This is a genomic window from Corynebacterium kalidii (assembly GCF_022869005.1).
GTDB lineage: Bacteria > Actinomycetota > Actinomycetes > Mycobacteriales > Mycobacteriaceae > Corynebacterium > Corynebacterium kalidii.
Window position 1 is genome coordinate 508,875 of record NZ_JALIEA010000011.1, and the last position, 12,936, is coordinate 521,810.

Annotated in this window: 14 protein-coding genes and 1 pseudogene; 5 read left to right on the forward strand and 10 right to left on the reverse strand. The window is 69.9% G+C overall.

Features of this window, described 5'->3' with window-relative positions; genetic code table 11:
* Positions 1-24: 24 nt before the first annotated feature.
* Complete coding sequence (locus MUN33_RS05495; protein WP_244803874.1) at positions 25-1,926, forward strand: FAD-dependent monooxygenase; 1,902 nt, start codon at positions 25-27, stop codon at positions 1,924-1,926.
* Between the two features lie 9 nt (positions 1,927-1,935).
* On the opposite strand, the gene MUN33_RS05500 is transcribed toward MUN33_RS05495, so the two are convergent.
* Both MUN33_RS05500 and MUN33_RS14195 read right to left on the reverse strand, forming a co-directional pair.
* On the reverse strand, positions 1,936-2,478 hold the full coding sequence (locus MUN33_RS05500; protein ID WP_244803875.1) for a GNAT family N-acetyltransferase: 543 nt from the start codon (positions 2,476-2,478) through the stop codon (positions 1,936-1,938).
* Positions 2,479-2,501: 23 nt separating this feature from the next.
* Positions 2,502-3,125 (reverse strand): TetR/AcrR family transcriptional regulator, encoded by a 624-nt coding sequence (locus tag MUN33_RS14195; RefSeq protein ID WP_244803876.1) that lies wholly within the window; start codon positions 3,123-3,125, stop codon positions 2,502-2,504.
* A gap of 58 nt (positions 3,126-3,183) precedes the next feature.
* Between MUN33_RS14195 and MUN33_RS05510 the strand changes: the two genes are divergently transcribed.
* Positions 3,184-3,795: a GNAT family N-acetyltransferase gene (locus MUN33_RS05510; protein WP_244803877.1), complete on the forward strand. Its 612-nt coding sequence runs from the start codon at positions 3,184-3,186 to the stop codon at positions 3,793-3,795.
* Here the strand turns inward: MUN33_RS05510 and MUN33_RS05515 are convergent.
* The 3 genes from MUN33_RS05515 to MUN33_RS05525 all read right to left on the reverse strand — a co-directional run bounded on the left by MUN33_RS05515 (position 3,719) and on the right by MUN33_RS05525 (position 6,203).
* A complete protein-coding gene (locus tag MUN33_RS05515) occupies positions 3,719-4,906 on the reverse strand; it encodes an MFS transporter (RefSeq protein ID WP_244803878.1) in 1,188 nt (395 codons plus the stop codon). The two genes, MUN33_RS05510 and MUN33_RS05515, sit on opposite strands and share 77 nt — an antisense overlap.
* Positions 4,907-4,919: 13 nt before the next feature.
* The gene (locus MUN33_RS05520; RefSeq protein ID WP_244803879.1) at positions 4,920-5,525 is read right to left on the reverse strand and encodes a TetR/AcrR family transcriptional regulator; all 606 of its coding nucleotides are present in this window, start codon (positions 5,523-5,525) and stop codon (positions 4,920-4,922) included.
* Between the two features lie 63 nt (positions 5,526-5,588).
* Positions 5,589-6,203 carry a TetR/AcrR family transcriptional regulator gene (locus MUN33_RS05525; protein WP_244803880.1) on the reverse strand — a complete coding sequence of 205 codons (615 nt, stop codon included), beginning with the start codon at positions 6,201-6,203 and terminating at the stop codon, positions 5,589-5,591.
* A 125-nt stretch (positions 6,204-6,328) separates the two neighbouring features.
* On the opposite strand from MUN33_RS05525, the gene MUN33_RS05530 reads away from it, so the two are divergent.
* On the forward strand, positions 6,329-7,909 hold the full coding sequence (locus tag MUN33_RS05530; RefSeq protein WP_244803881.1) for an MFS transporter: 1,581 nt from the start codon (positions 6,329-6,331) through the stop codon (positions 7,907-7,909).
* Here MUN33_RS05530 and MUN33_RS05535 read toward each other — a convergent pair.
* Positions 7,875-8,156 carry a PLDc N-terminal domain-containing protein gene (locus MUN33_RS05535; protein ID WP_244803882.1) on the reverse strand — a complete coding sequence of 94 codons (282 nt, stop codon included), beginning with the start codon at positions 8,154-8,156 and terminating at the stop codon, positions 7,875-7,877. The two genes, MUN33_RS05530 and MUN33_RS05535, sit on opposite strands and share 35 nt — an antisense overlap.
* A gap of 64 nt (positions 8,157-8,220) precedes the next feature.
* A pseudogene (locus MUN33_RS05540) lies at positions 8,221-9,034 on the reverse strand (class I SAM-dependent methyltransferase).
* Positions 9,035-9,137: 103 nt separating this feature from the next.
* Here MUN33_RS05540 and MUN33_RS05545 point away from each other — a divergent pair.
* Positions 9,138-9,461, forward strand: a complete 324-nt coding sequence (locus tag MUN33_RS05545; RefSeq protein ID WP_244803883.1) for an ArsR/SmtB family transcription factor — start codon at positions 9,138-9,140, stop codon at positions 9,459-9,461.
* Positions 9,458-10,606 (forward strand): MFS transporter, encoded by a 1,149-nt coding sequence (locus tag MUN33_RS05550; RefSeq protein ID WP_244803884.1) that lies wholly within the window; start codon positions 9,458-9,460, stop codon positions 10,604-10,606. The genes MUN33_RS05545 and MUN33_RS05550 overlap by 4 nt, the downstream gene beginning before the upstream one ends.
* On the opposite strand, the gene MUN33_RS05555 is transcribed toward MUN33_RS05550, so the two are convergent.
* The 3 genes from MUN33_RS05555 to MUN33_RS05565 form a co-directional block, all read right to left on the reverse strand.
* Positions 10,603-11,391 carry an SCO1664 family protein gene (locus tag MUN33_RS05555; RefSeq protein WP_244803885.1) on the reverse strand — a complete coding sequence of 263 codons (789 nt, stop codon included), beginning with the start codon at positions 11,389-11,391 and terminating at the stop codon, positions 10,603-10,605. The two genes, MUN33_RS05550 and MUN33_RS05555, sit on opposite strands and share 4 nt — an antisense overlap.
* Position 11,392: 1 nt before the next feature.
* Positions 11,393-11,977, reverse strand: a complete 585-nt coding sequence (locus MUN33_RS05560) for a DUF3090 domain-containing protein (protein WP_244803886.1) — start codon at positions 11,975-11,977, stop codon at positions 11,393-11,395.
* 164 nt (positions 11,978-12,141) lie between these two features.
* The gene (locus MUN33_RS05565; RefSeq protein WP_244803887.1) at positions 12,142-12,837 is read right to left on the reverse strand and encodes a histidine phosphatase family protein; all 696 of its coding nucleotides are present in this window, start codon (positions 12,835-12,837) and stop codon (positions 12,142-12,144) included.
* Positions 12,838-12,936: the final 99 nt, after the last annotated feature.

The window sequence follows — 12,936 nt, forward strand, 5'->3', positions numbered from 1 at the left end:
CGACCTTGAACCAGAGAGGACATCATGCAGTTTCACCACCACGGCTACGTTTCAGAGGAACCGAAGCGGCTCCCGGCCTCGGGGATCGACCGTCCCGACGACCTCCCGGACGAGATGGACGTGCTCATCGTGGGCACCGGACCCGCCGGCATGACCGCCGCGGCCCAGCTGTCCATGTTCCCGGAGGTGCACACCAGGATCGTCGAACGTCGTCCGTCCCGGTTGGAGATCGGGCAGGCAGACGGGATCCAGTCGCGGTCGGTGGAGACCTTCGAGGCCTTCGGGTTCGCCAACGAGATCATGGACGAAGCGTTCCACCTCACCGAGATGTCCTTCTGGAACCCGGACCCGGACGCCCCGGAGAACATCGTCCGCACCGCCCGGCCGGTGGACGACGAGCACGGTATCAGTGAGTTCCCGCATCTGATCGTCAACCAGGCCCGCGTCCTCGACTACTTCGCCCGCTACATGGAGCACTCGCCGTCGCGGATGACGCCCGACTACGGGTGGGAGTTCGTCGGACTGACGGTCTCCGACGGTCCCTGCGGCCCGGACGACTACCCGGTGTCCGTCGAACTCCGCCGCACGGTGCCGGGCGAGGAGCACACCCGTACCGTGCGCGCCCGCTACGTCGTCGGCTGCGACGGGGCCCGGTCCGGGGTGCGGGAGTCGATCGGACGGACCCTGAGCGGCAAGCAGGCCAACCACGCCTGGGGTGTCATGGACGTCGTCGCCGACACCGACTTCCCCGACATCCGCACCAAGTGTGCGATCCACTCCAAGGCGGGCTCGATCCTCCACATCCCCCGGGAGGGTGGCTACCTCTTCCGGATGTACGTCGACCTGGGGGAGGTCGCCGACGACGACAACCACGAGGTGCGCAACACCCCCATCGACGTGATCATCGCCAAGGCGAACGAGATCGTGCACCCGTACCACGTGACCGTCAAGGACGTGGCCTGGCACTCCATCTACGAGGTCGGGCACCGCCTCGTCGACGGGTTCGACGACGCGGTCGTCGTCGCCGACGACGGGTCCGCCGCCTCGTGGGACACCGCGCCGCGGGTGTTCCTCGCCGGGGACGCCTGCCACACCCACTCCGCCAAGGCGGGGCAGGGGATGAACGTGTCCATCCAGGACGGCTTCAACATCGGGTGGAAGCTGGGGCACGTGGCCTCCGGGCTGGCGCCGGAGGAGCTGCTCCGGACCTACCACAGTGAGCGGTACCCGGCGGCCTCGAACCTGATCGACTTCGACCGGGAGTGGTCGACGCTCATGGCGACGCCGCCGAAGGAACTCGAGGACCCGCACGCCGTGGAGAAGTACTATCTCGCGGCCGAGGAGTTCGCCGCCGGGTTCATGACGGACTACGACGAGAGCATGATCACCGCCGACGACCGCCACCAGGGGTTGGCGTCCGGCTTCCCCGTGGGGCGCCGGTTCAAGTCGCATCCGGCGATGCGCCGGTGCGACGCCAACCGGAGGCACATCGGGCACCAGCACTCCGCCGACGGCCGGTGGCGGATCTACGTGTTCGCCGATTCCCCGGCCCCGGGCGAGGAGTCGATGCTCGGCGTGTGGGCCGACTGGATGCAGAACTCCCCGGAGTCGCCGGTGCGCCGTCGGACCCCGGACGGCCGGGACGACGACACGCTGTTCGACATCAAGGTCATCTACCAGCAGAACCACCACGACTTCGAGCTCTTCGACGCGCCGGAGGTCTTCTTCCCGCGGGTGGGGCCGTTCCACCTCCAGAACTGGGAGAACGTCTGGTCCGCGCTGGGTGACGACGACATCTTCGAGGCCCGCGGGGTCAGTCGGGACGGCGCGGTGGTCGTCGTCCGTCCGGACCAGTACGTCTCCGCCGTCCTGCCCCTCGACGACACCCGGGCGCTGGGGGAGTACTTCGCCAGGGTGATGGGCTGACGGCGGGGGTCAGCGGGGTGTGTCGAGCGTCCTGCGGTACCGCAGGAGCTCCACCGGGCGACCGGATGGTGCCGGTTCCGTGACCCGGCCGTCCGGGGTGAACCCGGCACGGTCGAGGATGCGCTGCGACGCGGCGTTGTCAGGCACGGTCCGTGCCGTGAGCCGTGACAGTCCGCTGCGGCGGGCGAGGTCGCACGCCAGGTCGAGTGCGACCGCCGTCCTGCCGGAACCGCGGTGGTCGGGGTGCAGCCAGAACCCGACCTCGGCGTCGGCGTCGGTGACGTCGAAGATCACCAGGCTGCCGCAGAAGTCGTCGGTGGCGGTGTCGGCGATGGCGAGGACGGCCAGGTCACCGCGGCGCAGGCCCGGCGTGGCGTCGTCGCGGATCATCTCGGTGACGGAGGCCGGTGTGTAGGAGGTCGCGGGGAGGTGGGCGTACCGACGGACCGCCGCGTCGTGGGTGCCCTCGGCGAAGGCGGGGGCGTCCGTTTCAGCCAGTGGCCGCAGCCGGGTGGTGCCGGAGGTCAGTGGGAGCAGTGACGTGGTGAGCATGACGCAAAACTAACATAGATAGTTTAGTGGCGCGACGCCGTCGTCTCCGGTGGTGCCCCCAGCGCGGCGAGACCGGCGGAGACGATCGTCTCGGGAGGCACTGCGTGCTCCCGGTGGAGACGTGCATAGGTCGGTGCGGTGTCCGGGTCGACGGGGGCGGCGCGTTCATCGCCGATCATCGGGGCGGTGCTGGCGCTGCCGATCACGAAGTTCGACAGCGCGTACGCCGCCCCGAGGGGGTCGGGGACGCCGGTGCCGGCCAGCAGGGTGCACATCCGTTCCGACAACCGCAGGTAGTGCGGCCCGCGTGGTGCCCGCATCGCGATGACCTGGCAGGCCCACCGGTGTGCCACCAGATGGCGGTAGAAGGTCATCATCAACGGGTGCAGGGGAGCGTCCCGGACGGCGGCGGTGATGTCCGTGTCCGCGCCCAGGGTGTGGTCCAGGGCGAGGTCGTACAGGTCGTCCACGGTCCTGATCCGTGAGTAGAGGCTCGGTGCTGCGACGTCGAGCCGCTGGGCGACGGCGCGCACGGTCGGTGCACGCAGGCCTCCCTCGTCCAGGAGTTCCGAGGCGGTGCGGGCGATGTCCTGTTCGGTGATGCTCCGCGTGCGTCGGGCGGGCGTGCGGTGGTCCCAGTAGTTCACGGGCACCACACTATCGGAGGGGCACCCCGCGCTAAGCGAGCTATGTTAGGTTTGTGTCATGGACACCCAGGACAGTTTCCCCGGCGCCCTGACCACCGACCGGCTACGGCTCCGGCTGCACAGGCCGGAGGACGCACCTGCCCTGCACGGGATCTACGCACGGGAGGATGTCGCGCGGTACCTGTTGGACGGCCCCTGGACCGCCGACGACGCCGAGCGTCACGTCATGGAACGGGCCGGCAAGGACGGGCTCGACGGTGCCTCCGGGGCGCTTGCGGTGGTCGTCGAGTACGACGGCCGGGTCGTCGGGGACGTCCAGCTCTGGTGGGCCGACCGCGGGCACCGGATCGCCGAGATCGGGTGGGTACTTGACCCCGCGTACGGAGGGCGGGGCCTGGCCCGGGAAGCGGTGGCCGCCGTCCTCGACCTGGCGTTCGGCGCCTACCGGGCGCACCGGGTGGCGGCGCAGATGGACGCCCGTAACGAGGCCTCCGCCAGGTTGGCCGCCGCCGTCGGCATGGTCGGCGAAGCGCACCTCCGGCAGGACTGGTGGAGCAAGGGGGAGTGGACGGACACCGTCATCTACGGCATGCTCAGCGGGGACCGTCGGCCGCCGGGAGGCGGGGCAACGACAGGGCGCCGAGGGCAGCCAGCGTCACGGCGGCGATGACCATCGCGGTGGTGAATCCGGCCCGGTCGACCGCGAATCCTGTCAGGAGGGGACCGCCGGCGAGTCCTGCCGCGTAGGCCAGGGTGTAGAGGGAGAACGATCCCCCCAATGTCGGTGGCTGTGCACGGAAGCCCTGCTCGCTGATCAGCGTCGTGGCGGGTGCATGGAGGAAGGCCGCGGAGAACCCGAGCAGCGCCATGCCGGTCGCGGTGAGCCACATGTCCTCGGCCCACCCGATCGCCAGCAACGCGGCGACTGCGGCGGCGACACCGACCCCGACCAGGAGCCGGGACGGGACAGATGCGACGAGGCTTCCCACGACGGGGTTGCCGACCACACCGGTCAGGGCCGCGAGTCCGAACAGCAGCCCGATGGTCAGGGAGCCTGCCCCCAGGTGCCCCGGGAGGACGGGCTCGACCCCGGCCATCACCGCGGCGCCGATCACGACGACGAGGACAATCGACGTCGACCCCGGCACCCTGAGTACGGCCACCGGGCCGGACGTGTCGTCGGCGACCCGTGGCGAGTCCTTGATCAGGAGTATCCGGAGGAGACCGTCGACGAGGGCGACGGCGGCGGCGAACAGGAACGGCGACGCGGTGCCGAAGTGCTCGACCATGACGCCGGCGAGAGGTGGGCCGACGAGCACACCGAGGGTGATCATCGATATCGCGATCCCCATCTGTTGACCGCGTTTCTCGAAGGAGGTCGTCGCCGCGATCAGTGACAGTGCCGCGACCCAGGACATGCCGCCGGCGATTCCCTGGGCCGTACGGGCGACGAGCAGGAGCCAGAAGGGGCCGCCGGTGGCGAACAGGAGGGTCGCGGCGGCCAGGCCGACCATCCCGATGAGCAGGGGTGTCTTCGGTCCATGGCGGTCGACGTACCGTCCTGCGACGAGGGCTGCGACGACGACCGCGGCGGCATAGGAGGAGAAGAGGACGCCGGTCCACGCCGGTCCTGCGTCGACCACGCTGGGGAGCAGCGGGAGGACCGGGACGGCGAGGCCGACGACGAGGTTGTCGGTGAACAGGGCCATCGAGGCGACGAGGAGCGCCCGGGTGGACGATCCTCTCCGCGATGACGGGGGAGAAGTGCGGGAAGACATCATGGGTCTGTGGTCCTTACATAGTGAGCAACCCCCTCACCAGCGCCGACATGGCGGTGCCGAGGTCGTCGGGTTGCGGAAGGTCGTGGGGTCGGGTCACCGCGGTTACCGTGAGGCCCTGGAGGAACGTGAGGACCATTCCGGCGGAGGTCTCGGCGGACAGGGCCGGAGTCGGTCGGATGGACTCGACGGCGGCGAGGGCGTCGGCGATCCGTGTCCGCCACCCGTCCAGTGCCGCGGTCTTGTCCGGACTGGTGCCGGACACCTGGGGTGCGACGAGGACGGTGGTGGACGCCAGCGCGCGGAACAGCGGGTCGTCCTGCAGGAGCGTCGTGTACTCGACCAGCAGGGAGGTGAGCCACCCGGCCGGGTCGACGACGGTGTCTGCGGTGTCTGCGGTGAAGAGCCGGTTCCCGTAGGAGGACCATCCCCACTCCAGGGCGGCTGAGAGCAGCTCGGTCTTCGACCGGAAGTGGTGGTTGAGTGCTCCACGGGTGACACCGGCACGTTCGGCGATGTGCTCGAACGTTGCCCCCCTCCACCCCTTCTCTTCGAAGGACATCAACGCCGCCTCCAGCAGCGCCAGACGCGTCTTCTCCGCGTCCTCAGCTGTTCGTCTCATGCAAACAGGTTAACATGTATGTAAAACAGGTCAAGCCGGTCGACGGTGCTCGGCCGTGCCCCGCTACGTCCCTGCGGGCCGTAGTAGTGACAGGGCCGTTGCCAGTGAGGGGGCCGCGGCGGATCCCGTGACGGTGACCGTCGCGATCTGGCCGAAGAGGCTCTGTTGGAGGAAGTGCGCGAGCTCGTCGGCGCTGAGTGACGTGGTCATCTGCCCCGCCTCCTGCCACCGTCGGACGAGTGTGGTGGCCAGCCGGTGGGTCTCGGCGAGGTTGCCGCGGATGGTGTCCGCCAGGCTCTGGTCCCGGGCGGTTTCGGCCCAGGCGTTCACGGCCAGGACGGCCGACGGTGGCGCACCCTCGGTGCGCTGGCCGGCGTCGTCCGGGAGGAGCCTGTCGACGATCCCACCGACGACGGCCTCGGGGGAGGGGGGAGTGTTGGCGGCTGCGGCATCGCGGAGGGCGTCGACCACCGGTGTGATGCGGCGGCGGGACACCTCCTGGATGATCTGTCGTTTCCCCTCGAAGTACCGGTAGACGGTGCTGGAGGACATGTCGACCTCGGCGATGATCTGGTCCATGGAGGTGGCGTGGAAGCCGTTGCGGGCGAAGCAGGCCTCCGCCGCGGTGATGATGCGGTCGGCCTGCTTCTGTCGGTGTTCGTCGGTGACGCGCGGCATGCTGCGACTCTATCCGACCGGGGGCGACCGACCCTCATACGACAACGATCGTTTTGACTTGCGCCGGGCAGCCGTGACATCCTTTGACGAAACGAACGTTTCTTTTTGGTATGGGAGGTCGTCCGGTGTCGGTGGGTGGAAAGGGACTTGTCCTTGTCAGCGTGGTGCTGACCCAGTTGATGATCGTCCTGGACATGACGGTGGTCGCCGTGGCGTTGCCGTCGATGCAGGAGGATCTCGGGTTGACGGCGGGGCAGCGGCCGTGGGTGATGACCGCCTACACGCTCGCGTTCGGTGGGCTGGTGCTCTTCGGCGGGCGCCTGTCCGGGGTGCTCGGGCTCCGCGGGTCCTACCGGCTGGGGCTCACCGGCTTCGCGCTCGCGAGTCTGGTGGCGGGGGTGGCGCCGTCGTTCGCCGTCCTGGTCGCCGCCCGGGTCGCACAGGGCGTCTTCGCCGCGGTGCTCGCACCGACGGTGTTGGCGCTGGTGAACCGGACGTTCACGGAGACACAGGAGCGGAGCCGCGCTTTCGCCGTGCTCGGGGCGACCGGAGGGCTCGGTGCGGCCGTCGGCCTGATCGTCGGTGGGGTGCTCACCGAGTCGCTGGACTGGCGGTGGACGATGTACGTCAACATTCCGATCGCGCTGGTCGCCGCGGTCGTCAGCGTCTCGAGTCTTCCGTCCGGCGATCCCCGGACGGCTCTGGGGCGGCTGTTCGACGACGTCGTCGGGTTGGCCGCCGGCTGCGGCGCGGTGTTCTCCCTGATCTACGGGCTGGACCGCGCGCAGCAGGACGGGTGGGGCGCATGGTCCACCGTCGTGCTCTTCGTCGTCGCCGGGGTCCTGGCGGTCGGCTTCGTCCTCCGTGAGCGGCGGGCCGCCGCCCCGGTCCTGCCTCTGGGGATGCTGCGTAATGCGTCGAGGACGTCGTCCTACGCGGTGATGTTCGTGAGTACCTGTGCGCAGATGGGCTCGTTGGTCTACCTGACCTACTACTTCCAGGAGCATCTCGGCTACTCACCGATGGCGACGGGTGTCGCGTTCCTCCCGATGGTCGCCGCCCTGGTCGTCACCGCCGGTGTGGCTGGACGTCTGCTGGTGCCGCGGTACGGCGCGAAGGTCTGCTTCCCCGGTGGCCTGGCGGTCCAGGCGGTGGCGTTGTTCATCCTGTCCCGGGTCACCGTGGAGACGACCTACGGTGAGGTCGTCCTGCCCGGCATGGTCGTCTTCGGGGCAGGGCTCGGCCTGGCGGTGCCGGTGGTGTTCAACGCCGGGACGCGGGGTGTTCCTGAGGGGCGCTCGGGCCTGGCCTCCTCGATCATCAGCATGAGCCAGCAGGTCGGCGCCTCCTTCGGCGTGGCTGTGCTGAGTACGTACGCCACACGTTCGGTCGAAGGCTACATCGAGGAGCATGCGGGGAGGGTCGAGGCGCAGGCCGCCGAGGCGATGGCGCGGGAGAACGCGTACCCGGGCTCGCCGGAGGCGACGGGGATCGTGGACCGCGTCATCGACGCGCTCACCCAGGAAGCGCAGATCGACGCCTACGGTGGGGGATTCGCCCTGGTCGGGACGATCGTCGCCTCGGCCGCCGTGATTCTCCTGGCGGCGGTCGTGGTCCGCTGGCGCTACCTGGGTCGGTCGGACGCGGCGTCCGGTGGTGCGGGGGTGGAGGTTACCGGGCCGGCAGTGCGACGTCGTTCTTTGTGAACTCGCCGGTGCGTCCCCAGAGGAACCAGGCGGCGGCGCCGAGGATCGGGAACGCCAGGATCAGGAGCACCCACACCGCCTTGCCGCCGACGGCGAGGACACTGCTGGTGACGACGCTGACGAGGGCGGCGATGACGAACGCCAGGATCGCCAGGCCGATGACGGCGATGACGGCGACCAGGCCGATCGCCCATCCGCTGGACAGGCTTCCGTCGGCGTTGGTGACGGCGGCGAGGGTGTACTGCATGATTCCTCCAGGGGTGGTGGGGACTGAACACGTTCAGTATCCGCCAGTGGACCATGCCTGCACATCATCCCGTGGTCTGATCCTTCACCGCCGTGGCCTCGATGAGATGCCTACTGGAGTATGAGACGAACGGGTGTCCGGCGCGCATCCGGGCATCTAGGTCGTGCAATGCGTCGGCGTACCGGTCGACGGTGAAGTCCGGGACCCACCACACGCACTTGCGAAGGAGCCAGACCACCGTGCCGACGTCGGAGAACTCTATCCGGCACCGCGCGGTCTCCAGCCGCTCGACGGTGAGGCCGGCGGCCTCGGCGGCAGCTACCTCCCCGTCCGGCCCGTGGGGGTCGCGGGCTGTCCGCTCCACCGGGCGGGGGCCGAGGAAGTGCTCGATGAGCTCGAACCCGGACGCCGGGCCCACGTGTTGCGCCACGTAGTGCCCGCCGGGTTTTAGTACGCGGTGGATCTCCGGCCAGTCCGGGCTCACCGGGTGGCGGGAGCTAACCAGGTCGAAGGAGTTGTCGGGGAAGGGGAGTCGGTGTCCCCCGGTGCCGGGCGTGCCGGAGGTGTCGATGACGTTGACTCCCCGGGCGCCCAACAGTGCACGTGCACGCGCGGCATTCGGTGCCCAGGATTCGGTCACGGTCATCTTTCGCGGCAGCGTCGGGGCCTCGTTGACGACTTCCCCGCCACCGGTGTCGATGTCTAGGGCTGCGGCGTCAGGGTCGGTCTGCGCCAGCGTCGCGAGTCGCTTCGACAGCAGGCGTGCATACCCCCAGGGCGGTCGTTCCTCGGTTGGCGCGACCATCCAGCCAGTCGAACCCCCATCCGTCCACGTCGGCGGCGACGGCCTCGGCGACCAGGTCCGTGAAAGGTCTCATGAGTCCACCCTAACGACCGGGTGGTGCCGGGGCATCCCTTGACCGTGCGAGAATTATCGAACTATGATCGTGCGGAAATAGTCGCACGAATAAGGAGGGCACCATGTCCCCGTCCCGGACCTACGAACACCCCGACACCGACGACATCACCATCCACCGCGTGCTGTTCGCGCTCAGCGAGCCGCTGCGCCTGAACATGGTGCGCATGCTCGCCGAGCGCGGCGAGGTCGACAGCATCGAGCTCGGCCCGGACCTGCCCAGGTCCACCCTGACCCACCACACCAGCCTGCTCCGGGAGTCCGGCGTGGTCTTCGTCCGCGCGGAAGGACGCAAGTGCATGATCCGGCTACGCACCGACGACCTCGAGACCCGGTTCCCCGGACTTGTCGACACCGTCCTCGCCGGACACGGGGAGGACGACGCATGATCCGGAAGGTCTGGCCGCTGACCGCCGCCGCGGTCGCCCTGGGCATCGACGCCTACGTCCTGGCTGGCGTCCTGCCGCAGATCGCCGACTCCCTGTCCACCACCGCAGCGGTGATCGGACTCGGCGTCACCGCCTTCACCGCCGCCTACGCCGTGGCCGGACCCCTGCTGTCCGGACGCCTGACCCGCGGGAGCACGGCCCGCGCACTGCTCGTCGCCCTCGGGGTGTTCAACCTCGGCAACCTCGTCACCACCCTGGCCCCCGGGGTGGAGGTCTTCCTGCTCTCCCGGATCATCGCCGGCGCGGGCGCGGGTATCCTCACCGCCGTCGCCACCGCGACCGCCGCCGGGATGGTCGAGGACACCGAACGGGGACGCGCCATGTCCATGGTGACCTTCGGACTGTCCGCCGGAACGGTCGCCGGTGTGCCGCTGGGCATGCTCATCGGCGACACTGCGGGATGGCGGTGGACCATGGCCCTGGTCGTCGCCTTCGGTGTCTGCAGCATGGGCGCACTGGCCACCCGTGCCCGGGACCTCCCGGTCCTCGAGAGCGGTGGTGGCGCTCCGGTCTTCAGCGTCCTACGCTCGACGACGACGGCACTCGGGGTGCTGGCCGCCTTCCTCCTCGGTGTGGCCAGTCTGGGCCTGTACACCTACCTCCTGCCGATGGCGGGGTCCCGCGGCCTCGACGACTGGGGATTCGCACTGGTGTGGGCCTGGGGAATCGGCGGCGTCGGGGCGACCGCGCTGATCGGGAAGCCACTGGACCGTGTCGGTCCGCGCCCGTTCCTGATCATCCTGCCACTGGTCCTCGCGCTCGGATTCGCCCTGGCCTGGATCAGCGGGCACCCCATCGTGTGGCTCGTCGCCGCCGTGCTCTGGGGAGCAGCCGGCTGGGCGACGGTGCCCACCCTGCAGCAGGCGCTCACCGCCGACCGTCCTGCCCAGGCCATGCCGGTCATCGCCTTCCAGATGGCGGCGATGTACCTCGGCTCGGCCGTGGGCGCCGCGGTGGGCAGCAGCCTGCTCCGCGGCGGGACGGTCGCGGGAGACCTCGCCGGGTGGGCCCTCGTCCCCGCCGTCGGGGCGTTCCTGCTGGCCGGCGGGGTCAGTCTGCGGTCGGCACAGGTCGAGAAGGTCTAGAACACCGGCCACGGCACCGCCGGCAACCCCGGCACCGGGCCGGGGAACACCCCGTCGGACAGGAGCCGGTCACACCGGTCAGCCACCGCAGCCACCTCCGCCGGAGTGAGCAGGCCACCCAACGACGACCCGAGGGAACCGTCCTCACCCGAGTCCAGTCCACCACGCACCCGACGTACCGCGTCGAGCTCCCCGTCCGACAACGGTTCGCCGACCCAGCCCCACAGCACCGTGCGCAGCTTCGGCTCCCCGTGGAACGTCAGCCCGTGGTCCACGCCGACACGGTGGCCGTCGACCATCGGCAGGATGTGCCCGATCTTGCGGTCGGCGTTGTTGGCCAGCACATCGAACACCGCCATCCGGCGCAGGGCGGCGGAGTCCTCGTGGAACAACGACACCGGCTCATCGTCCTCGTCCACCCCGTCGAGCACCCGGCGCCACCCATCCTGCTCCAGGCGGGGCGCGTCCGCGGTCGCCACGAGCTGCGCGGGGACCTGCCCCGGCGACGGCTCACACCACAGCTGCACCATGCCCTCGCCGAACGGGCCGTCGCGCAACCACGTGGCGGGGACGACACCGAACCCCAACGCCTCCGACAAGCAGAACGCCGCGACCTCCCGACGGGCGAGCGTGCGGTCCGGGAAATCCCACAGCGGCTTCTCGCCGACCAACGGCTTGTACACCACCGTCGTCCCGCCGATGCTGCCGCGGAACGTCGCGTTCGAGGCGGAGACGATCCTGCCCTCCAGTTCCAGGACGCCGTCCGGAACCCCGGTAGTCCCCATGTCAGAGACCGTCGGGTCCGCCACACTCGTGGCCTTCCGGATCCATGGGCTCTCCGCACCGCGGGCACAACGGGCGCCCCGCGTTCACGATCGCCATCGTCCGGTCCACGAACGCCCGCGCCGCGCCGACAGGCAGCCGCACCGACAGCAGCTCCTCCGGCTCCACCTGCAGCTCCACCGGCTCATCGGCGTCCACCGAGGCCTGCAGCTCCTCGAGCTCCTCCGGATCCAGCTCCGGCGGCGGTGCCGCCTCGATCACCACCTGCGACGTCCGGGGGTCCCACCCGAGACTCAGGACCCCGACCCGGAACTCCTCGTCGACCGGCATGTCCAGCGGATCATCGTCGACGAGCAGCTCATCGGTCTCGTCGGGGACATTGAACGGGTTGCCGTCCTGGTTGCGGAGCCGGTCGAGCAACTCGGCGACCCCTTCCGCCAACGCGGCGGACTGCTGCTTCTCCAGGGACACGCTGACAGTGACCCCGCGGTCACGGGCCTGCAGGTAGAACGTGCGGTCACCGGGTAAACCCACAGTGCCGACAACGAAGCGGTCCGGCCAGTCGAATCCGTAAGTGGTGGTGGGCATGGGGACCATTGTAGGAGCCCAGGTGCCGCCGGTGCAGGAAGTCCGGCAGTCGGCACAGAAACCGTGGGCGCAGGACCGTGGGTGCGGGACCGTGGGCACGGAGCAACCCCGGAGGATGGTGCTACCGACCTGTCGGGTTGCTGTCTCGTCGATGGGGGGCCGGCTCAGCGGGCCCCGCCACCGTGCCCGGCCCCACCACCGACCTGCACCCCGTCGCCGGCGGAGGGGACGAGCCACGACAGGTCCCCCTCGGAGGTGTTGACGCACAGCACATGCGGCATCTCCGCGGTGTAACGGATCACCGACACGGACGCCGGGTCCGCGTGCACCCGCTGGAAATGGTCGAACGGCATACCGTAGGCGTCGGCGATGACGGACTTGATGACATCCCCGTGGCTCACCGCGACCCACACCGCGCCGGGGCCGTGCTCCGCCTCGACGGCGGCGTCGTGACCGCGGATCGCCCCGACCGCCCGGGCCTGCATGTCCGCCAGGGCCTCGCCGCCGGGGAACACCGCCGCCGACGGTTGCCCGACGACGGTCTTCCACAGCTCCTCCTTGCCCAGGTCCGCGAGTTTCCGGCCCTGCCATTCGCCGTAGCCGCACTCGGTGATGCCCTCGTCCGTGGTGGAAAACGGCGTGTCCCGCTGCCGGTCGAGGATGGCGCGGGCGGTCTGGCGGCACCGCTCCAGCGGGCTGGAGACGAGCCGGGACACCGGGACGTCGGCGAGACGTGCGGCGGTGCGGTCGGCCTGCCGGTGGCCGGTGTCGTCGAGGAGGACGCCGGGGGTCCGTCCGGCGAGGATGCCGTCGCTGTTCGCTGTGCTGCGTCCGTGCCGGACCAGGATCACTGTGGCCATGGGGCCGAGGTTAGTCGGGACGGGGCCAACGGTGCATGCTGCCCGAGGGCAGGGGAGACGACCGGGTCGCCGGACGATGAGATCCCGTGCCGTGACCCG

Coding starts and splice junctions, on each gene's coding strand:
- MUN33_RS05520 (WP_244803879.1), bottom strand. CDS start 5,525: ATGAGACGAACAGCTGAGGACGCGGAGAAGACGCGTCTGGCGCTGCTG.
- MUN33_RS05565 (WP_244803887.1), bottom strand. CDS start 12,837: ATGGCCACAGTGATCCTGGTCCGGCACGGACGCAGCACAGCGAACAGC.
- MUN33_RS05500 (WP_244803875.1), bottom strand. CDS start 2,478: ATGCTCACCACGTCACTGCTCCCACTGACCTCCGGCACCACCCGGCTG.
- MUN33_RS05550 (WP_244803884.1), top strand. CDS start 9,458: ATGATCCGGAAGGTCTGGCCGCTGACCGCCGCCGCGGTCGCCCTGGGC.
- MUN33_RS05535 (WP_244803882.1), bottom strand. CDS start 8,156: ATGCAGTACACCCTCGCCGCCGTCACCAACGCCGACGGAAGCCTGTCC.
- MUN33_RS05525 (WP_244803880.1), bottom strand. CDS start 6,203: ATGCCGCGCGTCACCGACGAACACCGACAGAAGCAGGCCGACCGCATC.
- MUN33_RS05510 (WP_244803877.1), top strand. CDS start 3,184: ATGGACACCCAGGACAGTTTCCCCGGCGCCCTGACCACCGACCGGCTA.
- MUN33_RS05560 (WP_244803886.1), bottom strand. CDS start 11,977: ATGCCCACCACCACTTACGGATTCGACTGGCCGGACCGCTTCGTTGTC.
- MUN33_RS05545 (WP_244803883.1), top strand. CDS start 9,138: ATGTCCCCGTCCCGGACCTACGAACACCCCGACACCGACGACATCACC.
- MUN33_RS05515 (WP_244803878.1), bottom strand. CDS start 4,906: ATGATGTCTTCCCGCACTTCTCCCCCGTCATCGCGGAGAGGATCGTCC.
- MUN33_RS05555 (WP_244803885.1), bottom strand. CDS start 11,391: ATGGGGACTACCGGGGTTCCGGACGGCGTCCTGGAACTGGAGGGCAGG.
- MUN33_RS05495 (WP_244803874.1), top strand. CDS start 25: ATGCAGTTTCACCACCACGGCTACGTTTCAGAGGAACCGAAGCGGCTC.